Source organism: Halosimplex marinum (assembly GCF_051414075.1).
GTDB classification, from domain to species: Archaea; Halobacteriota; Halobacteria; order Halobacteriales; family Haloarculaceae; genus Halosimplex; species Halosimplex marinum.
The window spans coordinates 809,734-836,411 of sequence record NZ_JBLKNY010000003.1 but is presented as its reverse complement, the minus strand read 5'-3'; the positions used below and the strand labels follow the sequence as shown (position 1 = coordinate 836,411).

Annotated in this window: 28 protein-coding genes and 1 pseudogene; 18 read left to right on the top strand and 11 right to left on the bottom strand. The window is 71.6% G+C overall.

All coding sequences use genetic code 11. The features are described from left to right. Nucleotides 1-21 precede the first annotated feature (21 nt). The 5 genes from nasA to ACMGFI_RS05180 all read left to right on the top strand — a co-directional run bounded on the left by nasA (nt 22) and on the right by ACMGFI_RS05180 (nt 6,666). Nucleotides 22-2,178 carry an assimilatory nitrate reductase NasA gene (gene nasA, locus ACMGFI_RS05200; protein WP_436907872.1) on the top strand — a complete coding sequence of 719 codons (2,157 nt, stop codon included), beginning with the start codon at nt 22-24 and terminating at the stop codon, nt 2,176-2,178. Nucleotides 2,179-2,625: 447 nt separating this feature from the next. After that, a complete protein-coding gene (locus ACMGFI_RS05195) occupies nt 2,626-3,933 on the top strand; it encodes an MFS transporter (protein WP_436908841.1) in 1,308 nt (435 codons plus the stop codon). A 1-nt stretch (nt 3,934) separates the two neighbouring features. Further along, on the top strand, nt 3,935-4,504 hold the full coding sequence (gene mobA / locus ACMGFI_RS05190; protein WP_436907869.1) for a molybdenum cofactor guanylyltransferase: 570 nt from the start codon (nt 3,935-3,937) through the stop codon (nt 4,502-4,504). A gap of 207 nt (nt 4,505-4,711) precedes the next feature. After that, on the top strand, nt 4,712-6,478 hold the full coding sequence (locus ACMGFI_RS05185) for a nitrite/sulfite reductase (RefSeq protein WP_436907867.1): 1,767 nt from the start codon (nt 4,712-4,714) through the stop codon (nt 6,476-6,478). 2 nt (nt 6,479-6,480) lie between these two features. Beyond that, nucleotides 6,481-6,666: a hypothetical protein gene (locus ACMGFI_RS05180; protein WP_436907865.1), complete on the top strand. Its 186-nt coding sequence runs from the start codon at nt 6,481-6,483 to the stop codon at nt 6,664-6,666. Nucleotides 6,667-6,744: 78 nt separating this feature from the next. On the opposite strand, the gene ACMGFI_RS05175 is transcribed toward ACMGFI_RS05180, so the two are convergent. Together ACMGFI_RS05175 and ACMGFI_RS05170 are read right to left on the bottom strand one after the other, a co-directional pair. Beyond that, complete coding sequence (locus ACMGFI_RS05175; RefSeq protein ID WP_436907863.1) at nt 6,745-7,158, bottom strand: hypothetical protein; 414 nt, start codon at nt 7,156-7,158, stop codon at nt 6,745-6,747. A gap of 81 nt (nt 7,159-7,239) precedes the next feature. After that, nucleotides 7,240-7,617 carry an Ig-like domain-containing protein gene (locus ACMGFI_RS05170; RefSeq protein WP_436907861.1) on the bottom strand — a complete coding sequence of 126 codons (378 nt, stop codon included), beginning with the start codon at nt 7,615-7,617 and terminating at the stop codon, nt 7,240-7,242. A gap of 104 nt (nt 7,618-7,721) precedes the next feature. Here ACMGFI_RS05170 and ACMGFI_RS05165 point away from each other — a divergent pair, with 104 nt between their 5' ends. From ACMGFI_RS05165 to ACMGFI_RS05145, 5 genes and pseudogenes are all read left to right on the top strand, one after another. Next, a complete protein-coding gene (locus tag ACMGFI_RS05165; RefSeq protein ID WP_436907858.1) occupies nt 7,722-8,528 on the top strand; it encodes an alpha/beta fold hydrolase in 807 nt (268 codons plus the stop codon). 66 nt (nt 8,529-8,594) lie between these two features. Continuing rightward, nucleotides 8,595-9,215, top strand: coding sequence for a zinc-ribbon domain and TM2 domain-containing protein (locus ACMGFI_RS05160; RefSeq protein WP_436907856.1), 621 nt, complete (start codon nt 8,595-8,597; stop codon nt 9,213-9,215). A 151-nt stretch (nt 9,216-9,366) separates the two neighbouring features. Then, nucleotides 9,367-9,795 (top strand): annotated as a pseudogene (locus ACMGFI_RS05155) (DUF2085 domain-containing protein); the annotation flags it as partial. A gap of 50 nt (nt 9,796-9,845) precedes the next feature. Next, entirely contained in the window at nt 9,846-10,577 is a 732-nt protein-coding gene (locus ACMGFI_RS05150) for a type 1 glutamine amidotransferase (protein WP_436907855.1), read from the top strand. 86 nt (nt 10,578-10,663) lie between these two features. Then, entirely contained in the window at nt 10,664-10,954 is a 291-nt protein-coding gene (locus tag ACMGFI_RS05145) for a chorismate mutase (protein WP_436907853.1), read from the top strand. Between the two features lie 12 nt (nt 10,955-10,966). On the opposite strand, the gene ACMGFI_RS05140 is transcribed toward ACMGFI_RS05145, so the two are convergent. Further along, nucleotides 10,967-11,596 (bottom strand): RAD23 family protein, encoded by a 630-nt coding sequence (locus ACMGFI_RS05140; protein WP_436907851.1) that lies wholly within the window; start codon nt 11,594-11,596, stop codon nt 10,967-10,969. A 93-nt stretch (nt 11,597-11,689) separates the two neighbouring features. Between ACMGFI_RS05140 and ACMGFI_RS05135 the strand changes: the two genes are divergently transcribed. The 3 genes from ACMGFI_RS05135 (at nt 11,690) to ACMGFI_RS05125 (ending at nt 14,728) form a co-directional block, all read left to right on the top strand. Further along, complete coding sequence (locus ACMGFI_RS05135; protein WP_436907848.1) at nt 11,690-12,859, top strand: acyl-CoA dehydrogenase family protein; 1,170 nt, start codon at nt 11,690-11,692, stop codon at nt 12,857-12,859. Between the two features lie 215 nt (nt 12,860-13,074). Beyond that, complete coding sequence (locus tag ACMGFI_RS05130) at nt 13,075-13,599, top strand: hypothetical protein (RefSeq protein ID WP_436907846.1); 525 nt, start codon at nt 13,075-13,077, stop codon at nt 13,597-13,599. 112 nt (nt 13,600-13,711) lie between these two features. Continuing rightward, nucleotides 13,712-14,728 (top strand): phosphotransferase, encoded by a 1,017-nt coding sequence (locus tag ACMGFI_RS05125; RefSeq protein WP_436907845.1) that lies wholly within the window; start codon nt 13,712-13,714, stop codon nt 14,726-14,728. A 75-nt stretch (nt 14,729-14,803) separates the two neighbouring features. Here ACMGFI_RS05125 and ACMGFI_RS05120 read toward each other — a convergent pair whose 3' ends face one another. The 6 genes from ACMGFI_RS05120 to ACMGFI_RS05095 all read right to left on the bottom strand — a co-directional run bounded on the left by ACMGFI_RS05120 (nt 14,804) and on the right by ACMGFI_RS05095 (nt 18,219). Continuing rightward, the gene (locus ACMGFI_RS05120; RefSeq protein ID WP_436907842.1) at nt 14,804-15,271 is read right to left on the bottom strand and encodes a cupin domain-containing protein; all 468 of its coding nucleotides are present in this window, start codon (nt 15,269-15,271) and stop codon (nt 14,804-14,806) included. A gap of 186 nt (nt 15,272-15,457) precedes the next feature. Continuing rightward, the gene (locus ACMGFI_RS05115) at nt 15,458-15,622 is read right to left on the bottom strand and encodes a DUF6757 family protein (protein ID WP_006882760.1); all 165 of its coding nucleotides are present in this window, start codon (nt 15,620-15,622) and stop codon (nt 15,458-15,460) included. A gap of 149 nt (nt 15,623-15,771) precedes the next feature. Further along, nucleotides 15,772-16,584 (bottom strand): PHP domain-containing protein, encoded by an 813-nt coding sequence (locus ACMGFI_RS05110; protein WP_436907838.1) that lies wholly within the window; start codon nt 16,582-16,584, stop codon nt 15,772-15,774. 122 nt (nt 16,585-16,706) lie between these two features. Continuing rightward, on the bottom strand, nt 16,707-17,117 hold the full coding sequence (locus ACMGFI_RS05105) for a DUF8057 family protein (RefSeq protein ID WP_436907837.1): 411 nt from the start codon (nt 17,115-17,117) through the stop codon (nt 16,707-16,709). Between the two features lie 3 nt (nt 17,118-17,120). Continuing rightward, on the bottom strand, nt 17,121-17,807 hold the full coding sequence (locus ACMGFI_RS05100) for an RAD55 family ATPase (RefSeq protein WP_436907835.1): 687 nt from the start codon (nt 17,805-17,807) through the stop codon (nt 17,121-17,123). A 118-nt stretch (nt 17,808-17,925) separates the two neighbouring features. Further along, nucleotides 17,926-18,219, bottom strand: coding sequence for a DUF7577 domain-containing protein (locus ACMGFI_RS05095; RefSeq protein ID WP_436907832.1), 294 nt, complete (start codon nt 18,217-18,219; stop codon nt 17,926-17,928). A gap of 194 nt (nt 18,220-18,413) precedes the next feature. Here ACMGFI_RS05095 and ACMGFI_RS05090 point away from each other — a divergent pair, with 194 nt between their 5' ends. After that, a complete protein-coding gene (locus ACMGFI_RS05090) occupies nt 18,414-19,271 on the top strand; it encodes a DUF4097 family beta strand repeat-containing protein (RefSeq protein ID WP_436907830.1) in 858 nt (285 codons plus the stop codon). 31 nt (nt 19,272-19,302) lie between these two features. On the opposite strand, the gene ACMGFI_RS05085 is transcribed toward ACMGFI_RS05090, so the two are convergent. After that, complete coding sequence (locus ACMGFI_RS05085; protein ID WP_436907829.1) at nt 19,303-20,214, bottom strand: acyltransferase; 912 nt, start codon at nt 20,212-20,214, stop codon at nt 19,303-19,305. A 126-nt stretch (nt 20,215-20,340) separates the two neighbouring features. On the opposite strand from ACMGFI_RS05085, the gene ACMGFI_RS05080 reads away from it, so the two are divergent. The 4 genes from ACMGFI_RS05080 to ACMGFI_RS05065 all read left to right on the top strand — a co-directional run bounded on the left by ACMGFI_RS05080 (nt 20,341) and on the right by ACMGFI_RS05065 (nt 25,259). Next, nucleotides 20,341-21,405: a CPBP family intramembrane glutamic endopeptidase gene (locus tag ACMGFI_RS05080; protein WP_436907826.1), complete on the top strand. Its 1,065-nt coding sequence runs from the start codon at nt 20,341-20,343 to the stop codon at nt 21,403-21,405. Between the two features lie 104 nt (nt 21,406-21,509). After that, nucleotides 21,510-23,732: a CocE/NonD family hydrolase gene (locus ACMGFI_RS05075; protein WP_436907824.1), complete on the top strand. Its 2,223-nt coding sequence runs from the start codon at nt 21,510-21,512 to the stop codon at nt 23,730-23,732. Nucleotides 23,733-23,833: 101 nt separating this feature from the next. Further along, nucleotides 23,834-24,088, top strand: coding sequence for a hypothetical protein (locus tag ACMGFI_RS05070; RefSeq protein WP_436907823.1), 255 nt, complete (start codon nt 23,834-23,836; stop codon nt 24,086-24,088). 106 nt (nt 24,089-24,194) lie between these two features. Next, the gene (locus tag ACMGFI_RS05065) at nt 24,195-25,259 is read left to right on the top strand and encodes an aldo/keto reductase (RefSeq protein ID WP_436907822.1); all 1,065 of its coding nucleotides are present in this window, start codon (nt 24,195-24,197) and stop codon (nt 25,257-25,259) included. Between the two features lie 416 nt (nt 25,260-25,675). Here ACMGFI_RS05065 and ACMGFI_RS05060 read toward each other — a convergent pair whose 3' ends face one another. Next, nucleotides 25,676-26,509: a DUF7089 family protein gene (locus ACMGFI_RS05060; RefSeq protein WP_436907820.1), complete on the bottom strand. Its 834-nt coding sequence runs from the start codon at nt 26,507-26,509 to the stop codon at nt 25,676-25,678. Nucleotides 26,510-26,678 lie beyond the last annotated feature (169 nt).

Here is a 26,678-nt window from a genome sequence, read left to right as displayed (position 1 = left end):
GCGATCGGTGGTGACCGCGCCGTGAGCGACTGGGTACCGACGACGTGTATGCGGTGTGCGGTCGGGTGCGGCCACCTCCAGCGGGGGGCCGACATCGGGAACGGGATCGACGTGGTGCGCGGCGACGCGGCCCACCCGGTCAACCAGGGGCTGGCCTGCCAGCGCGGCGTGCGCGAGACGGCCGACCCCGAGGGGGAGTGGCTGACCCGACCGATGGTGCGCCGCGACGGCGACCTCGTCTCGACGACGTGGGACGTGGCGCTGTCGGAGGCGCTCCAGGCGTTCCAGGGGACCGTCGACAGCGACGGGGAGGTGGCCGTTATGGGTAGCGGCCAGCAGACCAACGAGGCCGCCTACGCCCTCGGCAAACTGGCCCGCGGCGGCTTCGGGACCCGCTACTACGACGCGAACACGACGCTGTGCATGGCCAGCGCCGTCACCGCCTACTACCAGGCGTTCGGCAGCGACGCGCCGCCGTGCAGCTACGACGACATCCCGGCGGCCGACGCCCACGTCGTCTGGGGCGCGAACCCGGCGGCGGCCCACCCGGTCATGTTCCGGTGGATCCGCCAGGCGGCCAGCGAGGACGGCGTCGAGTTACTCGCGGTCGACCCCGTCGAGACGGAGACGGCCGAGGCGGCCGACGCCCACGTCGCGCCCGAGCCCGGGCAGGACCTGGCGCTCGCGCGGGCGGTGCTCGCTCGGATCGTCGAGACCGACCGCGTCGACACCGAGTTCGTCGCCGAGGCGACCGAGGGCTTCGACGACCTGCGGGCGGTGCTGCCCGACAGCGAGACCGCCGCCGAGCGGGCGGGCGTCTCGTCGGCCGACGTGAACCGCCTCGCGGACGCCTTCGCACGGAACGCGCTGTGTTACTGGGGAATGGGCGTCAACCAGCACGTCCAGGGGACCGACATCTCGCGGGCGCTGATCGACGTCTGCCTCGCGACGGGCAACCTCCGGCCGGGCAGCGGCCCGTTCTCGCTGACCGGGCAGGCGAACTCGATGGGGACCCGGGTCTGCTCGTGCAAGGGGAGCTGGCCGGGTCAGCGTCCGTTCCAGGACCCCGACGAGCGCGCGTTCGTCGCCGACGAGTGGGGGATCCCGGTCGAGCGGCTCCCCGACGACGCCGGCCCCGGCCCCGTCGGGATGTTCGAGGCGTTCGACGACGAGGTCGAAGTCGCCTACACGGTCGCGACCAACCCGGTCGCGGGGATGCCCGACGCGAGCGCGGCGAAGGCGGCGCTCGAAGACACGTTCCTCGTCGCCCAGGACGCCTTCCGGACCGAGACGACCGAACTCGCGGACGTGGTCCTGCCGGCGGCGACCTGGGGCGAGTCCGAGGGGACCGCGATGAACATGGAGCGGACCGTCTCGCGCGTGCGGGCGGCGACCGAAGCGCCCAGCGGCGTCTGGACCGACCTGCGGATCATCGCCACGATCGGCGCGCGGCTGTTCCCCGAGCTGTTCGACGACCCCGACCCCGACCCGGAAGCGCTGTTCGACGAGTTCGCGGGCCTCACCGCCGGGAGCATCGCCGACATGTCCGGGATCACCTACGACCGGCTCGAAGACCTCAAGGCGCTGCGCTGGCCGGCGCCCGACGCCCAGACCGACGCCGGCTACCGCTACTACGACGGCGACGACGGCAACCGCGGGTACGTCCCGAGGGACGGCGACAACGGGGTCGCACCGGAGCCGGACACCGGCGAGGAGTCGTGGTCGTTCCCGACGCCCAGCGGCAAGGCGGGCTTCTCGACGGCCCGCCAGGAGGGGCTGCCCGAGCCGGTCGACGAGGACTACCCGCTGACGCTGACGACCGCCCGCGAGTCCGAACAGTACAACACCGGCGTCCGCACCCGGGACGTGGACGACCCCGACCCGGTGGTCGCGCGGATCAACCCCGAGACCGTCGCCGCCAGCGACGCCGTCTCCGACGGCCGGGTGATCGTCGAGACGCGCCGCGACGCGGTCCCGGCGACAGTCGACGACGACCCGGCCGTCCCCGAGGGGCTGGTGTGGCTCCCCATCCACCACCCGGCGACCAACCGACTCACCGTCGACGCCCTGGACCCCCAGTCGAAGGAGCCGAACTTCAAGCAGTGCGCCGTCCGACTCGTCGCGCCCGCCGACCGGGCCGCCGCCGCGGCCACCTCGCCCGCGCGCGCCGACGACTGACCCGCGACCGGACCCGATTTCTCCGCACCGATCTCCCCCGCTCGACCGCTTTCGAGGCTGTATTATACTGAACCGACTTCGTGGGGCCGGCGCGCGCCCGGCTCGCACCGCCGCGAGGTATCGACGGACTGACCGTCTCCCGTCCGGCGCCGAAATTCGACGCTCGTCCGGTTTTCGAAGTGCCGGTTCGACGTATTACAACCTTATATCTTCAGTATCCGTCCTAATATCTCCCGTTCGTCCAGCTGCCCAGGGTCTGGATTTATTTTCTAAACGACTAGCGTTATATGTTACGAGCATCCAACTGATATCCGTACAAAGGTGGACGTTCGATATGGGAAAAGACAAAATACTGGACGAACAAACGGAAATGATAGTTAATTACGGTTCGGCGGTCGTCGGTGTGGCCGCCGGTGGGGCGGGGGTGCCGGCATGGGACTGATCAGGATGACCAAGTGGCGGACGCTGGTGCTCGCCACGGTCGGGTTCAACTTCTCGTTCCTGATCTGGTTCTCGTTCGCCCCGTTCACGGGGCCGATGGCCGAGGAGTTCGGCCTCTCGCTGGCGGAGATCGGGATCCTGGCGAGCGCGGCCATCTGGTTGGCGCCGTTCGGCCGCATCCTGACGGGCTGGCTCTCCGACAAGTTCGGGGCGCCGGCCGTCTTCGCCATCGTGCTGACGTACGTCGGCGTGTTCTCGATCGCGAGCGCGTTCGCCCAGAGCTACGCCGTGTTCTTCGTCGAACGGCTCATCGTGGCGACGGCGGGGATCACGTTCGTCATCGGCATCCAGCACGTCTCCGAGTGGTTCGAGGAGGAGAACCTCGGGACCGCCGAGGGCGTCTACGCGGGCATCGGGAACGCCGGCGCGGCCGGCGGCGCGCTGATCCTCCCGCGGGTGTTCGGCACGAACTGGAGCGGGCCGCTGTTCGAGACGAACTGGCGGGCGGCGTTCTTCTACACGGGCTGTGTGTCGATCGTCCTCGCGGTCGTCTACTACACGCTCGGCGAGGCGGCAAAGAGCGACGAGAAACGGCAGGCCACCGCCGACAACGCGAGCTTCAAGGGCTGGTTCTACACCGCCACCCGCTACGGGACGGTCGTCCTCGCGCTCGCGTACGTGATGACGTTCGGCCTCGAACTGTCGATGAACGGCTGGCTCGCGACCTACTACCGCGAGGGCTTCGACACCGACAACCTCGTGCTCGCCTCGACGTTCGCGGCGACGTTCTCCGTCGCGGCCGGCCTGCTCCGGCCCATCGGCGGGTACGTCAGCGACGTGCTCGCCCGGAAAGAGAAGAACATCATCCCGCTGTTCGAGGGCCGCTACCGCGAGCAGTGGACGTTCGTGACGCTGTGTTTCGTCGTCCTGTCGATGTTCGGCATGACGCTGGCCGGCCTGTCGGGCCAGGTGCTCGTCGCCGTCGGCGCCGGGTTCATGGTCGGGATGGCCTGCGCGTTCGCCGAGGGGTCGATCTTCGCGCAGGTGCCGGCGATGTTCCCCAACAGCTCCGGGGCGGTCGCGGGGGTCGTCGGCGGCGTCGGCACGGTCGGCGGGATCGTCTACCCGCTGGTCTACTCGGCGCCGTTCCTGGCGAGCCTGCACATCGGCTACTCCGTCGTCGCCGTCTCGATGGTCCCGATCGTCCTGCTGGCGGCGTGGGTGTTCCAGCCCCACATCGCCGAGATCGCGACCGAGAGCGGCTTCGTGGCCGCGAGCGGCGGCTCGGAGTCGGCCGCCCCGGGGGACGACTGAGATGCGCTCCGCACTCCTGCTGACCGGTGTCGGGGACGTGTTCGGCGCGCCGGCGGCCGACGCGCCGCTCGGCCGGGTCGCCGCCGCGGTCGCGCCCGCGGTCGACGAGGTCGTGGTCGCCTGCTCGGCCGACGACCGGAGCGACGCCGCCGAGGCGCTCGGCGACCTGCCTCACCGCCTCGCCGTCGACCCCATCGCCGACGAGGGCCCCGTCGCGGCCATCCGGACCGGCGTCCGGGTCGCGTCGGGCGACGCGGTCGCCGTCGTCGCCGGCGACGTGCCCACCGTCGACACGTCCCTGCTCGACGATTGCTTCGAGGCCTGCGACGACACGGCGGCGGTACCCCGCAGCGACGGCCGACTCCACCCGCTGCACGCCGTCTACGACGCCGACGCGGCCCGCGTCGCCTGCGACCACACGCTCGCGGCCGGCTCCGGCCGGCTCTACGACGTGCTCTCGCGGCTCGACCCCGTTGTCGTCGACGCCCAGGCGCCCGACGTGGACGCCCACCCGCTGACCGCCGGCTCGCACGCGGACCTCGCGCCGGCGACCGACCGCCTCGGCACCTGAGCCGCGACCGCGACCGCCGCGTGGCCCCCACCCAAATGCGTTTAAGGTCATTGTATTTCGAGCGTTCGTCCGGATCCCGTATCGATATCGCGAATTATTAAACGATTATGCTTATATGCATCGCAGTCGGCTAGTTGAAACGTAAATCAGAAGACGAACGTTTGGGTATTTGCCGAAATTGCGGACAAAATCAAAACGAGGAAATCCATGCCACACAAGAAGGAAGCCTGGAAGGACGAGATGTACGGCGACGAGGTGCGCGAGAAAATCGAGGAGTTCGCGGAGAAGGGGTGGGACGCCATCCCCGAGGAGGAGCGCGACGAGTGGTTCTCCCGGTTCAAGTTCTGGGGGGTGTTCCACCACCGCGGGGGCCAGGAGTCGTACTTCATGATGCGGCTCACCAACTGCGGCGGCGTGCTCGAACCCGGTCAGCTGAAGGCCATCGGCGAGGTCGCCCGCGACTACGCGAACGGTCCCGTCGAGAACCCCGAGTTCGGCAACGGCTGGATCGACTTCACGACGCGGCAGTCGATTCAACTGCACTGGCTCAAGCTCGAGGACATCCCCGAGATCTGGGAGAAACTGGAAGCCGTGGGCGTCTCCTCGCGCTCGGCGGGGGGCGACACGATGCGCAACATCTCCGGCTGCCCGGTCGCCGGCAAGGCCGAGGAGTACGTCGAGTCCCGCGAGCTCCTGGACGAGATCCAGGCGGAGATCCGCGGCGACGACGAGCTGGCCAACATGCCCCGGAAGTTCAACATCTCGGTGACCGGCTGTCGCCAGGGCTGCGCCCAGGACTCGATCAACGACATCGGCCTCGAACCCGCCCACAAGTTCATCGACGGGGAAGAAGTCAGGGGGTTCAACGTCCGCGTCGGCGGCGGCCTCGGCGGCCGCGAACCCCGCGAGGCCCGCCCGCTCGACCTGTTCGTCACGCGCGACCAGGCCAAGGCGACCGTGCGAGCGTTCGTCGAGTACTACCACGAGGCGGGCAACCGCGAGAACCGCTCGAAGAACCGCGCGCGCTTCTTCGTCGACGAGCACGGCACCGACGCCATCCGCGAGGAACTCGACGAGCGGCTGGACTTCGAGCTGGAGCGGGCCGGCACCGATTTCCGCCGCGAGTACACCTACAACGCCGGCAAGCCCACCGAGCAGGGCGCCCACGACCACGTCGGGGTCTACGACCAGAAAGACGGGAAGAACTACGTCGGCCTCTCGGTCCCGGTCGGCCGGATGCCCGCCGAGGACGCCATCGAGCTCGCGGACCTGGCCTCCGCGTACGGCTCCGGGGAGATCCGGTTGAGCCGGCGGCAGAACCCGCTGATCACGGACGTGCCGGACGGCCAGCTCGCGCACCTCCTCAACGAGGACCTGCTCGAGACCTACCGGCCCGAACCGAACCCCTTCGAGCAGGGCGCGATGGCCTGCACGGGGACGGAGTTCTGCTCGCTCGCGCTGACCGAGACGAAGGCGCGGATGGCCCGGATGCTCCAGTGGCTCGCCGGGGAGGTCGAACTGCCCGACGACGTGGACCGCATCAAGATGCACTACTCGGGCTGTACGGCCGACTGTGGCCAGGCGATGACCGCCGACATCGGCCTGCAGGGGATGCGCGCCCGGAAGGACGGCGAGATGGTCGAGGCCATGGACGTGGGCGTCGGCGGCGGCATCGGCGAGGACCCGACCTTCATCGAGTGGGTGCGCCAGCGCGTCCCCGCCGACGAGGTGCCGGGGATGATCGCCAACCTCGTCGAGGCCTACGCCGCCCTGCGCGAGGAAGGGCAGACCTTCCGCGAGTGGGTCGACGCCACCGGCCACGAGACCATCGTCGAACTCGCCGAACCGGAGGAGGTCGAGGGCTACGAGGACCCCTGTCTCGCCGACGGCAAGCAGTCGTGGTACCCCTTCGCCGACGGCGAGAGTCCCGCGCCGACCGACGCCGAAGGCCAGCCGCTCTCGGCGGACGACTGACCATGGTCGACGCACCGACCGAGCGAGACGCTATCGCGGCCGAGTCGGCCGACACGGCGTCGGTCCCGGAGGCTGCCTTCGACGTGGCCCCGGAACTGTTCGGCGCCGCGCCCGCGGACGCCGCGACCGAGGGCGGCGACTCCCGACCCGGCGGCGACCCTCGGCTTCCCGACGACACCGCCCTGTAGGGTGGGCGGTCGTCGTCCGGTTCCGTTCGTTTCCTCGTGCGGTTCGTTACGTTCCGTTCTCCGACCGGCGGCCGCCGCTCAGGCGACCGCGCGGACCGCGAGCGCCTCGAACAGCAACAGCACGTTGTAGGTCGCCGTCGCGAGCGCGCCGACGGCGAAGAAGACGACCAGCGGCCACCGCTGGGGCGCCACGTCGAGAAAGAGGCTGACGGTCGCCAGCGCCCCGCCCGTCGAGAGGACGTGGATCGCGGAGACGACCAGCGACGAGGGCGATCCCTCGACGGACATCTGCGTCGAGAACCCCTCGAACGCGACCGCGGCGAGCAGGGCGAACCCGGCGAGCGCGCCCGCGACGAACGACAGGATGCGCGCCACGCCGGGCACGCTGTATGCGTGGATCAACAGCGCCCCGCTCCCCCAGATGGTCAGCGTGTAGCCGTAGGCCTCCGACTCCGACGCGAGGTTCGCGGCCAGTCGTCGCCGGTACCTCATCGCCGGACGGTACGGTCGGCCGACCTATAAGTCCCGGACGGTCGCGGACCCCGACGGGCCGCGGCGCCGCCCGCTCGACCGCTACGCCGTCCCCTCTGTGAACGAGATCGCCTCGGCGGTCACCTCGATGTGCAGCCCCCGCGAGTCGGCCTCGGTGTCGGACCACTCGCGCGTCTCCTCGGGACCGCCCTCGACCGAGACGCTGACCTCGACGGTCTCCGCCCCGACCACCTCGTCGTAGCCGGTGCCCCCGCCCGGGTCGAGGGTGACCGTCTCGTCGAGCAGCGGGTCGCCGCCGTCGGTCGGTGTGACGACCAGCGTCACCGTCTGTTCGCCGTCGGATTCGTTGTCGAGCGTGATGTCGGTCACGCTCGACCCGAACCCGGCACAGCCCGCCGCCGCGACGCTCCCGGCGGCCGCGGCGGCGCTCGCGAGGACGCGGCGTCTGTGGAGGGCCATGGCGGTCGCCGGACCCGTCCACCGGTGTGAAGTGCTTTCTTCCGGCCGCCTGGGACGCCCGCGAACCGAGTCGCCCTTACGGCGACCGCGCCAACGAGTGACCCATGACAGTCGTCACGAACGGCGGGGTCGACCTCTACTACGAGGCGCGGGGCGACCCGCGGCCGCCCGAAGACGGGGACCGCGCCGCGGACACCGTGGTGTTCGTCGAGCCGGCGGGCTACGGCGCGTGGGTGTGGGGCTGGCAACACGCCGCCCTCGCCGAGGGCTTCGAGACGGTCACCTGGGACCTGCGCGGGACCGGCCGCTCGGACGCGCCCGCCGGCCCCTACGAGGTCCGGACGCTCGCGGGCGACCTCGAAGCGGTCCTCGCCGACCACGGCGTCGCCGACGCCCACATCGTCGGGGCCGGCCTCGGCGGGATGGTCGCGCTGGAGTACGCCGACCAGTACTCGCGGGCGGCGTCGCTGGCGCTGTTCGGGACCGCGGCCAGCGGCGACCGCGTCGACGCCGACGCGCTCGACTCGCTGTTCGCGCCCCGGGACGACCCCGGGGCGCTCCGGGCCTCGCTGCGCAACGCCTTCGCGGCCGACATCGACGCCCACGCGGACGTGGTCGACGAGATCGTCGGCTGGCGCCGCGAGGAGGACGCCGACCGCGCGGGCTTCGAGGCCCAGGCCGCCGCGATGCGGCGCTTCGACCGCTCGGACTCGCTGTACGAGGTCACGACGCCCGCCCGGGTGTTCCACGGCGCCGACGACGCGGTCGTCCCGGCCGAGGCGGGCCGAGACCTGGCCGCGGGACTCCCCCGCGGGGAGTTCACCGCCGTGGAGGGCGGGCACCTCTGCTTCGTCGAGGAGAGCGCCGCGGTCAACGACGCGCTGCTCGGCGCGTTCGAGGGGAGCGAGTGACGGGTCGTCGGCCGGAACTCGCAAGGCCCCGGTAGTTTTACGGCGGCGACAGTCGTCGTCGGGGATATGTCGAACGACGAGCCCGACGACCGGGACGGAGACCCCGGTAACACCGAGTCCGGCGAGGACAGCGACTGGCCGCCGTCGGACGACGGCGGCGACACCGAATCCGGGCAGGGCGGCGGACAGCAGCCGACGGACGACGGCGGCGACCGGACCGACGACGGGAGCGACGATAGCTGGGTGAGCGACAGCGTCGACGAGAGCGAGTCGACCGGCGCCGAGGGGGGTCCGGGCGATGCGGGCACCGTCGACGACGCGGGCGGTAGCGACGCCGGCGGCCAGTCCGCGGGCTCGGACGGCGGCCAGCAGAAAGGGCCGAACGAGAAGTTCTGCTCCGAGTGCGGCGCGGTCATCAACGAGAAGGCCGAGATCTGTCCGGAGTGCGGCGTCCGCCAGCCGGGGGCCGGGTCGAGCGGCGGCGACGAGCGGCTCATCGCCGCGGTCCTGGCGATCGTCCTCGGCGGTCTCGGCGCCCACAAGTTCTACATGGGCAAGGTCGGCCAGGGGATCGTCTACCTGTGTTTCTCCTGGACGCTCATCCCGGCGCTCATCGGCCTCGTCGAGGGGATCATCTACCTCACCAAGAGCGACGAGGAGTTTCACGAGCAGTACATGGCCGACTAGATCGGGCGGTTCCGGACGGCCGGACGCCCGGCGCGTCGCCCGCGCCCGTCGAGCGACCGGCGAACTCCGCACCGGCCTCGCGCGCACCGGTCGGTACCTCCTCAGCCACCACGAACCCGCCGAGTACTACCGCTGTCACCGCCTCCGTTTCGGCGGCCGGACGGTCCACCTCTGCGCCCGCTGCAGCGGCGTCTACCCCGGGATTCTGTCGGGTGTCGCGCTCGTCCTGACCGGCACCGCGCCGGCGGCGTGGCCCTGGCTGGTCGCCTGCGGGCCGGCGCCGGCGCTCGTCGACTGGGCGGTCACGACGTTCACACGGCGGCGAGGGGTCAACGCCGTCCGGACCGCCTCGGGCGCGCTCCTTGGGCTGGGATACGGGGTCGCAGTCCCGTGGTTTCTGACGGCCCGGCCGTCGTGGCTGCTCGCGGTCGCCGCGGGCTACGGCGGCGTCGCCGCGGCGCTGCTGGTCCGGTCGCGGACGGGCGGGGGTGGCGACGGTGGCGAGCACGAGCACGCCGGGGGGAGTGAAACCGACGACCCCGTCGGGAACGCGGACGAGAATCGATCGCACGGGACGTAGTGCTGCCAGTGTGGACAGGCTTTTGGTCGCCGAGCCGCTGGGATACGACGATGACACGGCCGCGCATCGCCCTGTTGAACGCAGCCCACGAGGCGGAGGGCAACCGGCGCAACTTCCGCCGGGAACTGGACGCCGACCTGACGGAGTTTCACCTCCCGACGGGACAGTTCCCGGAGACGTTCGAGTTCGACGGGTGCGTCGTCACCGGCTCCCGCGCCTCGGTCTACTGGGACGAGGAGTGGATCCCGCCGACCAAGGAGTGGGTCGGCGAGGCGATCGACCGCGGGCTGCCGCTTTTGGGCGTGTGTTACGGCCACCAGTTGCTCGCGGACGTGCTCGGCGGGACCGTCGAGGACATGGGCGAGTACGAGATCGGCTACCGCACCGTCGAGCACTCGGGCGACTCGGTGCTGTTCGACGGGATCGACGACGAGTTCACCGTCTTCACCACCCACTCGGACTACGTGGCCGAGCTCCCGCCCGGCGCCGAGCGGCTGGCCGCCAACGACTACGGCGTCCACGGCTTCCGCAAGGGCCGCGCCTTCGGCGTCCAGTTCCACCCCGAGTACGACATGGACGCCGCCGCCGAGGTGACGGTCGGCAAGGAGGGCCAGCTCTCGGAGGAGCGCATCCAGTCGGTCCTCGACGGGATCACCCCCGAGAACTACGACGCCGCCTGCGAGGCCAAGCAGGTCTTCGACAACTTCCTCGCCTTCGTCCGCGAGGTCGACGCGAACGGGACCGCCGGCGGTTCCGAGAACGCCGTCGCCTCCGACGACTGACCCGCAGACCGCCGTTCGACACCCGGCGACGACCGGACCACCGCCGTTTTTCACGCCGACGCGACACCGTACCGACAGGTACTGAGATGACCGACGAGCCCGACGAACTGGCGGCGCTGCGCGAGGAGATCGACAGGCTCGACGAGCGCATCGCGGACCTCGTCGCCGAGCGAGTCGACGCGGCCGAGGCCGTCGCCGACGTGAAATCGAGGGCCGGCCGGGACCTGGTCGACGAGGACCGCGAGGCGGTCGTCGAGGACCACCACGCGTCGCTGTTCGAGGAGCGGGGGCTGGACCCCGCCGACGGGCGGGAACTCGCCGAGTTCCTGATCGACGTGGCGCTCGAAGAGGAGCGCGAGGTCGCCGGGCGTTCCTGACCGAGTCCGGGCCTACGACCCGGTCCCGTACCGGCTGTAGTTCAGATGCGCGGGTCCCGCCTGGAGCACTTCCCCGTCGACGAGACAGGGGCTGTCGACGCCGCGGTCGAACCGTCCGTTCCCGTTGCTGTCGGTGTAGACGGCGACCTGTACCAGGTGCGGTCCGGTGAACGCCCGATCGAGATCGAACCCGAACCCGTCGACGTGGTAGTGGTCGGACCCGTAGTCCGCGTCGAACGAGACGCCCGCGACCCGCCCGTCGACGTAGGCCACCAGGAAGATGCTCGTGTTCGCGGGCAGGGTGTAGCTCACGCGGACGTTGCTGGCCGTCCACCCGCCCGTGTCGTTCTGCGGGCGCCAGAAGTCGATCCACAGGTCCTCGTCGCAGGGCCGTCCCGCCGCGCGGAGCGGGACCGGCGTGGCCGCGACCGGCGTCGGCGTCCTCGTCGGTGTCGCGGTCGGCGTTCCCGCGACGGTGGCGCTCGGCGTAGCGGTGCCAGCGGGGGACGCGGTCGACGTGGTGTCGACCGGCGACGCGGTCCCGGGAGCGTCGGTCGGTGCGGGCGAGGACTGTGTGCCCGGCGCGGCACAGCCCGCTGCGACCCCGAGGAGACAGACGAGTGCGGAACCCAGCGAGCGCATCGGTCGAAGGGCGGCCCCGTCAGGTAAGTGCTTTGTCGTGTTCGGCCGACCGACCCAGCGAGCGCTTTTCACGACCCGCGCCGAAGGGTCGCCATGCTCGACTACGTGGACCTGGAGGCGGACCTGACCGAGGAGGAGCGGCTGGTCCGCGACACCGCCCGGGAGTTCGTCGACGAGCGGGTCCGGCCGACGATCGGCGACCACTTCGAGGCCGGCACGTTCCCCGAGGAGCTGATCGCGGAGATGGGTGAGCTGGGCTTCTACGCTCCGAACCTCGACCACGAGGCGACGGCGAACCTCGGCGAGCGGGCCTACGGGCTCGTGATGCAGGAGCTCGAAGCGGGCGACTCCGGGATCCGCTCGATGGCCTCCGTCCAGGGCGCGCTGGTGATGTACCCGATCCACGCCTTTGGCTCCGAGACGCAGCGCGAGCGGTGGCTCCCGGATCTGGCGGACGGATCCGCCGTCGGCTGTTTCGGCCTCACGGAGCCCGACCACGGGTCGAACCCGAGCGCGATGGAGACGCGCGCCGAGCGGGCTGACGACGGCGAGGGCTACGTCCTGAACGGGTCGAAGACGTGGATCACGAACGCCCCCATCGCCGACGTGGCGCTCGTGTGGGCGAAGGACCGCTCCGCGGAGGGAAACCCGGTCCGGGGGTTCCTCGTCGAGACCGACCGGGAGGGGGTCACCACGAGCCACATCGACGGCAAGCTCTCGATGCGCGCCTCCGTCACCGGCGAGATCGGGCTGAACGATTGCTACGTCCCGGATTCGGCAGTTCTCCCCGACGTGTCGGGGATGAAGGGGCCCCTGTCGTGTCTCACGCAGGCCCGCTACGGCATCGCGTGGGGCGCCGTCGGCGCGGCCCGGGACTGCTTCGAGGCCGCCCGCGAGTACGCGACCGACCGCGAGCAGTTCGGCGGTCCCATCGCTCGCTTCCAGCTCCAGCAGGAGAAGCTCGCGGAGATGGCCACCTCCATCACGACCGCCCAGCTGCTGGCCCACCGGCTCGCCGACCTCAAGGAGCGGGGGGAGCTTCGCCCCCAGCAGGTGTCGATGGCCAAGCGCAACAACGTCGCGGCCTGGCGCGACGTGGCCCGCACCGCCCGGGAGACCCTCGGCGGCAACGGCATCACGACGGACTACTCGCCGATGCGCCACCTCGCGAACGTCGAGACCGTCTACACCTACGAGGGCACCCACGACATCCACACGCTGATCCTCGGGGAGGACCTGACCGGCATTCCGGCCTTCGAGTGACGCCCGTGTCCGAGCCGGTGGAATGGCGGGTAGCGACCGGCATTCCGGCCTTCGAGTGACGCCCGTGTCCGAGCCGGTGGAATGGCGGGCAGCGACCGGCATTCCGGCCTTCGAGTGACGAGCACGGCAGGCTCGACGGGATCACGGCCGAATTCGGTCGAAATCGCCGGCGAGCGACCCCGGAACTTATGCGAGGGCGCGCCGAGGGTTCGGCGATGGCAAACGGGTTCGTCGGGGCGGTCGCGCTCGTGGTCCCCTTCGGGCTGGTCGCGACGTCGCCGGTCCTCGCGCTCGGGGCGTGGGCGCTCTCGACGCGGACCGACTACTTCGGTGACGCCCTCGGCTCGGTCGTCGCGGTGGCGGTCGGGCTGGCCGCCGCCGGCGCGGTCGGACTGGCGCTGTTCGTCGACCCCGGTGCGGGGCTGACGTTCGCCGGCGTCGCCGCCGGCGCGGCGCTGGTGCTGGCGGTCTTCCCGGTGGTGATCGGCCGACAGCTACTGGGCCGCTGGACGCTGCTGGACGCCGACGAGGCGCTGGAGTACGCCACGCTCGGCTGGCCGGTCGCGATGGTCACGAGCGCCGTCCTCTTCGTCGCGCCCGGCGGGTTCGGCCGCTCCAACGTCCTCTTTCTGGAGGGGCTGGCCGCCGCCCTCGCGTGGCTGACGCTCGCGGTCGTCGTCACGCTCGGGCCGGCGGTGGCCGGGCTGGGGCTGTACAACGTCGTCGAGCGGTTCGCGTAGACGGTCCCGTAACGTTTTTGTCGGAAACGGTGCGATCTGACTCCGTGTTCTCGCGGGGTCAGAGCCGCAGCACCGGCACTGGCCGGCCGCCGCCCGTCACGCGGCGGAACCTATGACACAGGACGTACACCGGGCGCTCGCCGCACAGTTCGAGCGCCACGAGATCCGCGCACAGCTCCACGACGTACCGCCCCACGCGGTCTACGAGGTCCGCGTCGACGGCCGCCGGGCCGTCTGCAAGGTCGCCCGGGGGCCGACCGCCGAGCCCGCGACGGAGGCGGCCGTGGTCGACCACCTCGCCCGCCGCACCGACCTGCCGGTCCCGACGGTCCTCGCCAGCGGCGAGGGGTACTTCGTCGCCTCGTGGCTGGACGGGCTCCCCGCCGCGGACGAGTCCCCCGACCCCGGCGAAGTCGACGACGGCTACGCGCGAGCGCTCGGGGCCGGCCTCGGGCGGTTGCACGAGGCCACCGCCGGCACCTTCGCCCGGCCGGGATTTCCACGGCCCGCGGGCGGGACCCGCAGCGAACCCGAGGGGAACGAGCGCGGCCTGCGGGTCGACGGGCGCGGCCGCTGGCCCGAGGTCCTCCGGGCGTATCTGGACCGGGTGGCCGACGACCTCGCAGACACCGAGTGGGTCGAACCCGTGCGCGAGGTGCGCCGGCTGGTCGCGGACCGCCCCGACCTGTTCGCCGGCGGGGGCGCTCCCGTCCTCTGTCACGGGAACTTCCTGCCCGCCCACGTCGGGTTCGCGACCGACCCCGCGGGAGAGCCGGCCGACCCGGCTGGGAGGGCGGCCGAACTCGCGGCCGTCGTCGACTTCGAACACGCGCTGGTCGCACCCGGCGAGTACGACTACTGGCGGACCGCCACCCCGGTGTTCCGTCGCCCCGACGGCCCGCCGCGGCCGACGCTCTCGGCGTTCCGGGCGGGCTACGAGTCCGTCCGGCCGCTCCCCGACGGCTTCGACCGCCGGAGCGACGGCTACGCGCTCGTCAACCTGGCGTCGTATCTCCGGGCGTTGCGGGTGCAAAACGACGGCATCGGACCGGACGAGCGCCCGCGGGCCGAGGGGATGGCCGCGGCCGTCGAGGAGACGGTCGCCGCGGTCCGCGAGCGGCGGCCGTAGGACGGTCGCGCTCGGTCGACGGCCCGCGAGCGGCGGCGGGAGCGGCCGACTCGCGGCGGGTCCGCCGGCCGCGGCTCAGTCGAACCGGCCGGTCTCGGCACCGCAGTCGGTACAGCGCGTCACGAGCGACTCGCGGTCGTCGGCCATTTCGACGGTCCCTTCGGTGCGACCGCCGCAGTCGGGGCAGTCCCGGAGCATCTCGGTCCGGCGGTCGTCCTTCGGGGCGCCCATCGCGAGCGCGACGCACCGCTCGCCGCCGGCGTTGCGGCCCAGTTGCCACTCGCCGGGGGCGAAGCGGACGGCCTCGCCCGCCGAGACGGCCACCTCGCCGTCCTCCGTCTCGAAGGTGGCCGTCCCCTTCAGGACGTAGAAGACCTCCTCCTGTCCGGGGTGGCGGTGGTAGCCGAACCCGAAGCTGTCCCCGGGGTCCAGTTCGTAGTAGTTGACGGCCAGTTCCTCCGTGTCGAGGGCGGCGCCGAGCGCGCGCTTGTCGGCGGCCGGGCCCATCCGCCGGTCGACGTCTTCCCGGGCGACGCGTTCCATACCGGCGGCTACGGCGGCGAGTCAGTAAAGTCTCGCGGGGGGTGGCCGGGCGGATCGGCGATCCGATCTACGGGGGCGGACCGGCGGGCGAGCGAACCGGTGGGGCGGACGCGGGGACCGGAGCGGGCGGACGAGAGCGGCCGGCGGGTCGACGGCGGGAGGGACGGGAGCAGGGCGCGGCGGCGGTCACTCGGCGCGGTCGATGTCGAGGTCCTCCTCGATGCCGTCGAGCCAGTCGGAGTCCGCGATCTCCTCCATCTGCTCGCGGAAGTGCGTCTTGCAGACCCCGACCTTGACGCCGTCCTTCTCGACCGCGATCTCGGCCTCGCGGTCGCAGTAGTGACACTGCATACCCCCGCTTGGGTCCGCGGGGCATTGAACCCTGCGGCCGCGGCGACTGTAGCGACGGCGGCTGACGCCGCGGTCGCGCTACGTACCCACGAGGGCAACGGCCGCGCTCGCGGCGATCGAAGGGCGGGCGGTAGGCTGTCGGCGGCCGGTCACAGGCCGTCGTCGAGCGCCTCGCGGAACCGCTCGTAGGCGTCGGCCGACAGGCCCGTTCCGCCGAGTTCGCGCTCGTGGGCGTCGCTCCCGCCGGTGACGATCAGGTCGTGGCGGTCGGCGGCCGCGGCCACGTCGTCGACGGACAGTTCGCCGTTGGCACCGGTGTGGCCGCGGGCGCCGTAGGGGTAGTTGACCTCGACGGCGTCGAGCCGTGGCGCCAGTTCCAGTGCAGACGCCGGGTCCGGATACCGCAGGGGGTGCGCGAGCCCGACGACGGCGCAGGCCTCGTCCAGAAGTTCTCGGCCGCGCTCGAAGGAAGGGATGTCGCGGGCGACGTAGCAGGGCCCGTCGTCGCCGATGAGGTCGTCGAAGACGGCGCCGACCGACTCGTAGTCGGCGTCGCTTTCGACGACCGCGCGGGCGATGTCCGGCCGCCCGAGGCCGGGTTCGGGGTCGACCGGGAGCGAGACGCCCAGGCGGTCCTCGAGACAGTCGAGGATGGCGCGGCCGCGCGCGACGCGGTCGCGCTGGAGCCGCTCGATCTCGGCGAGCAGCGCGTCGGTCGGGCGGACGCCGTAGCCCAGCACGTCGACCCGCTGGTCGGCCGCCTCGACGCGGAGTTCGATGCCGTGGACCAGGGTGACGCCGTCGCGCTCGACGACCGGCGCGTCCAGGCCCGGGTGGACGCGGTCGTGGTCGGTGATAGCGACGGCGTCGAGCCCGGCCGCCCGCGCCGCCGGCGGGACCGCCGAGAGACGGAAGGTTCCGTCGGAGTTGTCGGTGTGAACGTGCAGATCCGCGGCGACCATAGCTGTCAGTCACGCCGGACGCTCAAGCCGGTTGCGGTCGACGCAAGACCGGGCGACCCGCGGACGGGTCGGGGCGGGCGACCGCGGATCGGTGACGAGTCCGCGCCGGCCCGCGGCGAGGGTCACTTGTCGAGGAAGTCGGGGCGGTCGGTCGCGTCGATCTCGTCGGGGTCGGGCCGCTCGATGGCCTCGAACTTCTCGACGGCCTCGGGGAGCCCGTCGCGGCCGCCGGTCGGGAGGTCCTCGGCGTCGACGGTGACCGTCTCCCCCTCGACGAGTTCGTCCCACACCTGCTCGTCGTCGTCGCCGCCCGCGGGGGCGGCCTCGCGGCCCTCGTTTTTCCCCTCGCGGAAGGCCAACTCGACGATGCTCTTGGTGTAGGCGGTGTCCATCTCGTCGTGGACGGCCTCGAACTCCTCGCGGTTGTACTCGCCGAGCGACTCGGCGACCCCCAGCGCGTAGGCCCGTTCGGTCGCCTCGTCCCGGTCCAGCGACGTCCACGACGTGCCGTACTTCTCCTCGTACAGTCCCATGGGTCAGGCCTCGACTTTCTCGCCCGGTCGCACCCGCAGTCCCCTGTCGGAGAACTCGATGGCGCGGATGTCGCAGTCGATGGCGGTGCCGCGCATCTTGATCACCTGGACGCCGCGGGTCATCCCGCCCTGTTCGAGGTAGTTGTGGAAGAAGATCACGCCGTGGGCGAGGTAGTGCTCGTCGGCGTACGACGAGGGGTCGGTCATCTCCGAGATGAGGACGGTGGTCGTGTCGGTCTGTTTCAGCGCGGAGAGAAAGCCCGTGATCTCGTCGGACACGTCGTTGAAGAAGTGCTGCAGGAGCATCGTCGAGTCGATGACCGCGCGGTCGATGTCCTGCTGTTCGAGGAAGGCGACGATGCGGTTGGTGAGTCCGCCCTCCGTGCCGAACTGGGTTATCGTCCGCTTGCCCCCCTCGGTCATGAGGTTGAGGAACTGCACCTTCCCGGAGGCCATCACCTGGTCGAAGCCGAACTCGTAGCCCGACATGTCCTGCATCAGTTCCTCCTTGGTCTCGTGCATCGTCACGTAGAGGCAGTTCTCCCCCGCCTTGGCGCCCTGCGTGATGAACTGCGAGGAGAAGGTCGTCTTGCCGCTCCCCGGGGGACCGCTCACCACGTAGAGCCTGTCTTTCAGGAGGCCGCCCTGGACGAGTTCGTCGAACCCAGGGACGCCGCTTGAGACGCGCATACCGTCGGATCGACGCTCCCGGTATAGACCTTTGCCCCTCGTTTTTCACCGCTGATAACGTGCGGCCGCGGACGGTCCGGGACGGGGTCGCGCCGGGACACCGGGCGCCCGCGACGGGTCACCGGAGCTGCGTCAGGCAGCTCCGGCAGTAGGTGTATGTCTGTTCGTCGGCGTTCTCCGTCCCGCACTGGTGACAGCGGACGCCGTCGGCCCCGTCGCGGGGCGCCTCCCGGCCGACCCCCTCGCGTTCCCCCAGCGACCGCCCCCGCTCGCCCGACTGCGGGGGCGAGGACTCGTTGGATTCCAGCGAGACGCCCCCGAGCGACCGGTCGTCGGAGAAGTACCGGACCAGCAACAGCTGCAGGAGGGTGAACCCGGCGAGGTAGACGAGGATCCAGCCCCACGGTTCCATACCGTGCCATACGTTGCCACGACACTTGGGTGTTTGGTCGGGGACCGAAATCCGAGTCGACGCCGCCGCGTTTCCCGTCCGGTTCCCCCTCCCCCGCGACGGTGCCGAAGTGACCGCGTCGGCCCGTGAGACGCGGAAATCGGGGCTGTGACCGTCACGCTTTTGCCGGACAGACGTATCGCTCCGAACGAACGATGTCCCCGTCCGCCCCGCCCTCCGACCGGCCGTCCGACCAGTCGCCCGAGCGCTCCCGCCGCGGGTTCCTCCGCGCGGGCGCCGGCCTCGTCGGCGCCGTCGGCCTCGCCGGCTGCGTGATCGCCGCCGAACCGTACACCGAGACCGTCGAACGGTCGTTCGACCCCGGCGACGCCGAGGAACTGGCCGTCCGGACCGACTCCGGCGACGTGACACTGTCGGCCGGGGACGGCGACGCCGTCTCGGGCACCGTCCGGAAGGAGTCCCGCTCCGGCGAGGACGCCCTCGACGAGGTGACCGTCGAGGGACGCGTCGCGGACGGGCGACTCACCGTCGCGCCCCGGCGACCGGACTCGAACGCGAACGTCTCCGTGAGCCTCGACCTGTCGGTCCCCGAGGGTCTGTCGGTCGCTGAGGCCCGAACCAGCAACGGCGACGTCGACGCCGACGGCGTCGCCGGTGACGGCACCTACCGCTCCGAGAACGGGGACGTGACCGTGACCGGCGTCGACGGCTTCGTCACCGTGGAGTCGACGAACGGCGACGTCGACGCCAGCGAGGTAGGAGGCCTGGATGGCGCCCGCAGCACCAACGGCGACGTGGCCGTCGACGTGCCCGCGCTCCGTGGCGACGCGACCTGCCGGTCGCGCAACGGCGACGTGACCGCCGCGGTCCCCGACGACCTCCCGGCGGCGGTCACGCTGGCGACGAGCAACGGCGACGCCGCCGTCGAGGGCGTCTCGCTGACCGTCGACTCGTCGGGCGACCGCAGGATCGAGGGCACGCTCGGCAGCGACCCCGACCACGCGCTCGAACTCCGCTCGACCAACGGCGACGTGACGCTACTGGGGCTCTGAACGCGCTTCGTCGCGGCGGGGCGCTCGACCGCTACTCGCCCGGCGGTTGCCGGTCGCGGCCGAACTCGTCGAACACGTCGAGGTTCTCCGGGAGGTCGTAGTCGAGTTTCCGTTCCTCGCGGCGGTCGACGTTCGCGTCCTCGAGATCCTCGGCGACCGGCTCCCAGCCGTCCTTGACGGCGATGGATTTCGCGGGCGTGCCGGCGGCGATGTGGTGGGCCGGCACGTCCTTGCCGGCGATGGACTTGGCGGCGAGCACGGAGTTCTCGCCCATCTTGACGCCCGCGCGGACCATCGAGTCGTAGGTGACCCGGGCGTCGTCCTCGATGATAGTGTGGTAGTTGTCGACGGCGGTCTGGTCGTTGATGTCGTGGTCGTGGCTGTAGACGTGGGCGTCGTCGGAGATGGAGACGCGGTCGCCGATGGTGAGCATCCCCCGGTCGTCGAGGTGCACGTCGTCGTGGATGACGACGTTGTCGCCGACTGAGATGTTGTGGCCGTAGGTGAAGGTGATCCCCTTGAAGAAGCGGCAGTCCTCGCCCACGTCGGCGAAGAGGTGGTCGGCGAGCATCCGCCTGAATCGCAGCGCGAACTCGACGTTGTCGGCCATCGGCGTGGCGTCGAACTGCCGCCAGAGCCACTGGAGGTACTTCGTGCGCTCGAACTCCCCCTCGTCCATCGCCCCGACCTCGGCGTAGTACTCGCTCTCCAGGGTGACGTTACAGGGGTCGTACCCCTGGAGGCGGACGCGCTCGGCGGGGGTGACCTCGCCGCCGGACTGCCAGCGCTCGTAGGCCTCCCGGTCGCCGAACAGGTCGACGAGCACGTCCTCGACCACGTCGCAGGTGTCCTCCTCGCCCGACAGCCGGTCGTCGACCTCCTCGATGAACGCGTGGATGCCCTCCTCGCCGCCGGGCGGCAGCGAGACGTGGCGCTTTGTCATACCGCGTTCGTGGGCCGCGCCGGCAATATGGGTTTCCTTCCCGGCGGCGTCGCCCACGTAGCCGGCGGAAGGCGTCCGGGCCGCACGTCCCCGAGGCTTAAGTCTCCGAGGGGTCATCGATGGACGATGGCCGGCCCGCACGCGTTTCGGGACCTGTTCTGGAACGTCCGCGAGCGCCGACTCCGCGCGCCCTGGCGGCTCGGGGTGGCGCTGGTCCTCGTGATCCTCTGCGGCGTCGGGGGTATCGTCGCGGCGTCCGGCGTGGTCGCGCTCGCACCGGAGACGGCCGGGTCGGTGCTGACCGCAGCCGTCGTCGTGGTCGTCCGGGCGCTCCCGACCGTCGGGTTCGTCGCGGGGCTTCTCGTGGCGGCCAGCCTGGTCGACCGCCGGGAACTTTCCGATCTCGGGTTCGACCGCTCGCCCGCGTGGTGGGCCGACCTGGGTTTCGGCCTCGCGCTCGGCGTCGCACTGCCGGCGCTCGTGTTCGCGGTCGAACTCGTTGCGGGCTGGGCCAGGGTGACCGGCACGGTCGTCACCAGAACCGACCCATCGCTCGCCATCGGCCCCGGCGTCGCACCGGCGGCCGCGCTCGCGCTCACGCTCGCGTACTTCGTCGGCGTCGGGGTCTTCGAGGAACTGCTCTTCCGGGGGTACCTGCTGACCAACGTCGCCGAGGGGCTGGCCGGCTGGCGCGGGATCGGCCTCGGTGGCGCGTTCGCCGGCGCGACCGCCGTCTCGGGCGTCGCCTTCGGCGTCGGCCACGGGCTGAACCCCAACGTCACCGCCTTGGCGCTGGGCAACATCGCGCTGTTCGGCGGCCTGTTCGCCGCCAGCTACCTCCTGACCGGCCGGATCGCCGCCGCGATCGGGCTCCACGTCACCTGGAACTTCTCGATCGCCTCCGTCTTCGGCTTTCCCGTCAGCGGCTTCACGACGCCGGTGACCGTCCTTGCCGTCGAGGTGTCCGGCCCGGCGGTCCTGACCGGCGGGTCGTTCGGCCCCGAGGGCGGGCTGGTCGCGCTGGGTGCCCTGGTCGTCGGGTTCGGGGCGCTGGCCGGGTGGGTCCGGTGGCGCGAGGGGGAACTGCGGTGGCGCGAGTCGGTCGCGCGGCCGGTACTCCGGAGCGGGGGAGACGGCGTCGCGGCGGCGGCCGACGACCCGGGAGACGCCGACGAGGCGACCGCCGAGTAGCCGGCGGTCGCCCGTGCTATCTCCCGTGGTGTGCCCCGCCGGTAACGAAAAGACGCGTTTCACCCACCGGAACGGCGATACGGGGACCCCCGCTACCACGGGGTATGGACCAGTCGAACGGGAGCGACGGCGAGCGCGCCGCCGGACCGACACCGCCGGGAGCGGTGTCCAGGCGGCGAGTGCTGGCGTCGGTGACGACTGCAGTCGGCGCGGGCGCGATCACCGGGTGTGCGTCCGCGACACCGGCCGACCGCACCGACGACGCCGGCGGGGCGGTCCGGGAGGAGGCCTGGGTCGAGACGGGCGTCGACACGGACGACGACGGGGCCGCCGACCGGATCCACGTGAGAGTGTCCCGCCCCGAAGGCGCGACCGACGGCGAGCGACCGCCCGTGATCGCGATCGCGAGCCCCTATCACGGCGAGCAGACCCACGGTGACGCGACCGCCGAGATGTACTACGACCGGTCGGTCGCGCCCGCTCCGGACGGCGCCAGTGGCGCCGGTGGCGGTGCGACGACGGCCGCCACGAGCGAACCGGCGACGCTCGGCGACCCGTCGGGCGCCGGAGAACCGGGACCCGCTCACTCGCCGGTCGGCGACCCGGCGGCGCTCCGACGGATCGAGCGGCGGTACATCCCCCAGGGGTACGCGGTCGCGCGGGTCTCTTCGCTCGGGACGGCCCGCTCGACCGGCTGTTACACCGCCGCGGGGCCGCCGACGGTCGCCGCGCTCGAATCCGTCGTCGACTGGTTCAACGGCCACGCGACCGCCTACGACGCCCCGGAGGGCGGCGCGGAGGTCGCGGCCGACTGGACCAACGGCCGGACGGGGATGATCGGCGGGTCGGCGCTGGGCGAACTCGCCAACGGGACGGCGACGACCGGCGTCGACGGCCTGGAGACCATCGTCCCCCAGTCCGCGAACGTCGGCCAGTACGGCCTCTTCCGCTCGAACGGGACGCCGGTCTCCGTCGTCCCCGACGGCAGCGAGGGGTTCACCGACATCGGCACGTGGATCCAGGCCAGCAACGCCAGGCGCGACGACTGCGGCCACTGGACCGACCGCGTCGAGGCGGGTCAGGACCTGGCGACGGGCGACTACAATGACTTCTGGCACGACCGGACCTTCCTCGCGGACGCCGACGCGGTCGACTGTTCGGTCCTGATCGCCCACGCGGTCGACGACCCCATCGTCAAGCCGAACAACGCCGCCGACTGGTACGAGACGCTCGCGGCCCGCGACGTGCCGCTGAAACTGTGGCTCTACGAGGGCGGCCACAGGGGCCCCGCCGGCGAGGCGTGGGAGCGGACGCTCGACCGCTGGTGGGCCCGCTGGCTGAAAGACGAGGACACCGGCGTGATGGACGAGGACCCGGTGACAGTCGTCCGCGGGGGCCGGTCGGCGGCCGAGGGGTCGATGGAGACCTACGCGGAGTGGCCGGCCCCCGCCGCCGAGCCCGCGACCGTACGGTTCGGGCCCGGCGGTTCGACGGTCGGGACCGTGACGACGGGCGAACCCGACGCGGCGGCGGAGTCGCTCGTCGACGACCCGTCGACGCCGGCGGCCGACTTGGTCGCCGCCGACGAGTCGCCCCACCGCCTGCGCTACGAGACGCCCCCGCTCGCGGAGCCGGTCCACGTCAGCGGCCGGGTCGTCCCGTCGCTGTCGCTGTCGCTTGCGGAGCCGACGGTCGTCAGCGTCGCGCTGGTGGAGTACTACGGCCGGTTCTCGGCCGACATCGTGACCCGCGGCTGGGCGGACCCGCTGAACCGGTCGGCCTACCGCGACTACGACACGCCGCTCGCCTACCGGCAGTCGCTCCGGGAGTCCGCCCCGCTGCCCGACGACGGGCGGGTCGGCGTCGAGTTCCCGCTCCAGGCGACCGACCACGTCTTCGAGGCCGACTCGCGGATCGGGCTGGTCGTCTACGCGAGCGACAACGAGTTCACGCTCCACCCGCCCGGGAACCGGACGGTCGAGCTGTCCCTGGCCGACAGTTCCGTCGAGTTGCCCGTCGCCGGCGGCGAGTCGGCGCTCGCCGGCGCGTTCGCGGACGAGCAGACCGACACCGCGACCGACGCGCCGGCCGGGACGACGGCGGCTACCGGGTCCGCGACGGCCTCCCCGGCCGGGACCGCGGACCCACCGGCAGAGCGGCCGGCCGGGACGACCGACGGACTCGGGTCGACCGTGGTGAGCGACGGCGACGCGACGGCGGACGGGACCACCAGCGGCGGCGGGCCGGGCTTCGAGATCGGCGGTGCCCTGGCCGCGCTCGGCGGGCTCGGCGGACTGCTCCGGCGGGACCCCGACGGCGAAGACTGAACGGCGGCCGCGAGGCGGCCGGTCCGCAGTGCCCGATCCAATTCTTTACTCGAACCCGACTCAGAGGGTGCTTATAAGCCCGTATGCCCACACTTCTGGTAATGACACACCTCTACGAGATCCAGCGGGAGATCCTCGAGTTCCTGGACGAGCGGGCCAGGGCGGACACGACCGCGATCCGGCGGCAGATCGCGTACACCGCCGACGTGACGGTCACCTACGACGCCCTAGAGCCGCACCTCGACCAGCTCGAGGAGTACGGCCACGTCGACGCCGTGGGCGCGGACGAGCCCGGCGCGACCTACTACCGGCGGGCCGACTCGGCGGCCGTCCAGCCCCAGACGGCCAGCGACTGACCCGACCGGGTTCGACGGACCGGCCGTCGCGGCGCCGGTAGATCGTCCTCGTCCCGGCGGCGCGCAACCGCGGCGGCTAAGTGCGACGACTCCCAACCGTCCGGGCATGAACCAGCGCGAACTCGGCGATTCGGGCGTCGAAGTCAGCGAGGTCGGTTTCGGCGCGTGGGTCGTCGGCACCGACTGGTGGGGCGACCGCACGCGCGAGCAGGCCGTCGAGATGCTCCACCACGCGGTCGACCGCGGCATCACCTACTTCGACACCGGCGACGTGTACGGCCACGGCGACAGCGAACAGCTCGTCGGCGACGCCCTCGGCGAGTACCGCGACGAGGTCACTATCTCGACCAAGGTCGGCTACGACTTCTACAACAACCCCCAGGCCGGCCACGGCGAACTGCCCAAGCGGATCGACCCCGAGTGGGTCGAGACGGCGCTCGACCGCTCGCTCGATCGGCTCGACATGGAGTACGTCGACCACCTGATGCTCCACAACGCCAACGTCGACGAAGTCGACGCGGACGTGCTGGAGACGCTCGACGCGCTCGAGGAGTCCGGCCGCGTCGACTCGGTCGGCTGGGCGCTGGGCCCCTCGATCGGCTGGCTCGCGGAGGCCGAGAAGGCCGTCGAGGAGGGCTTCGACGCCGTCCAGCTCGTCTTCAACGTCTTCGAGCAGACGCCGGGCCGCCACACTATCGAGACGATCCGCGAGCTCGACGCCGAGACGAGCGTCATCCCGCGGGTGCCCCACTCCTCGGGCCTGCTGAACGAGCAGGTCACCCCCGACACGGAACTCGGCGAGGGCGACCACCGCGCCCACCGGCCCGACGAGTGGTACGAGACGGGCTGGGAGAAGGTCGACGCGCTGCGGTTCCTCGAAGACCCGGAGGGCGTCGAGGGAACCCGGACGATGGGCCAGGCGTCGATCCGCTGGCTGCTCGGCCACGACGAGGTGGCGACGGTCACGCCGACCTTCCGGACCACCGACGACATCGACGAGTGGGCCGGCGCCGCCGACGTGCCGCCGCTCTCGGAGGCGGAGATGGAGCGCGTCGAGGAGCTGTATCAGGAGAACTTCGGGGTCGACCGCGACGACGGCATGGACGCGCTGCGCTCGTCGGTCGGCGGCGCCGACCTCGAAGGGATCGACAAGCAGGCCGCCGGGGACTGACGCGAGGCGCGAACGGGTGAGCGCCTCGGGGCGTGCGAGCGGCGTCGCCGCGAGCAGCGAGGTCGCGACCGTCGAGAGCGACCTCGGACTACCGAACGGCGTAGCCGCGAACCGCGCGACCGCCGAGCGCGACGGCGCGTCGCGCCCACACCTCGAACCTCCCTTTCGACACCAGATCGGAGAACCCCCTCGTTTCACCTCAAACCGCCGCTATCGCTCGATTTCTCCCGAACCCCTCCGTTTCACCTCGAATCCCGCCTACGTCTTGCGGTTCCCCGCCACGAATTTCACTTTCACTCCGCCCCGTCAGACGTACGTCACACTATCGCAGTCGTGCGGTTTCCGATCGCGGAGGTGGTTCGCGGAGGTTCCACGCGAAACGAGGGTGTGAAGTCCGGTCGCGAGAGCGGGGGTCGTCACTCCAGCCGGTCGAAGGTCTTCTCGGCCCACTCGACGGCGTAGTCGGCGCCGTACTCGCGGTAGGCGTCCGTGTCGAGCGCGCCGAACGGCGTGGGGGGTTCCGTTCCGTCCTCGCGAGCTTGCGAGGGAGGGCTCGTGGAGCTTTGCTCCACGGTGTGTTTCACCGCGGCGCAGGCGAGTTCGGCGGCGTCGCCGAAGCCCGTCTCGCCGCGGGCGAGTTCCGTCGAGAGGTCGTCGAGCCGGGGTTCGAGCCGCTCGCCGGCGTCGACCCAGGCGTCGAACAGGTCGGGGTGGTCGTCGGCCCAGCCGGCGAATGTCTCGCGGGTATGCAGGCCGAGGTAGGCGTCGTACAGCGCGGCGGCCAGCTGGTAGGTGCCGGTCGGGTCCAGCCGGTCCTCGGCGGCTACAGCGAGGTCCCGGTACCGTTCGCCGAAGAACCCGAGGAAGTGCTCGGGCAGGTCGAGGCCGACCTGGACGAGCGCCTCGGCGACGAGGAAGTCGACGAAGGGGTCGGGCGACCCCTCCAGGCGGGGCTTGACGAGGACGACCGGCGGCTCGGTCTGTCGGGTCCAGGCGACGCCGCCGTCGCCGGGCGCGCCGACGGTCAGTTCGTCGCTCGCGTAGCGTCGGAGCAGTTCGGGAGCGTCCGCCGGGAGCCGCGCCTCGGGGTACGAACTGGGGTCGAAGGCGTCGGTGACCAGCGCCAGGTCCTCGGCCTGGGCGGCCGGCAGCGTCTCGAAGTCCCGCGCGCAGTCGAGGACGACGGCGCCGGGCGCGTGCTCCTCGCGGACGGCGGCCAGTTCGGGCGAGAGGTCCCGCTCGGTGAACATCAGCGATACCCTCCCGTGGGCGGGGCCGCCGGAAGGTGGCATCGGTCGCCGACCGGCGCGACGCTCGGCGAGGTGGTCATACCTGTCGGCAGGGGCTGCCCGGGGTAAACCCCGTCGGTTCCCGCTGGCCGGGTCGGCCGAGTCAACTGCCGCGACTGCGGTCCCCAAT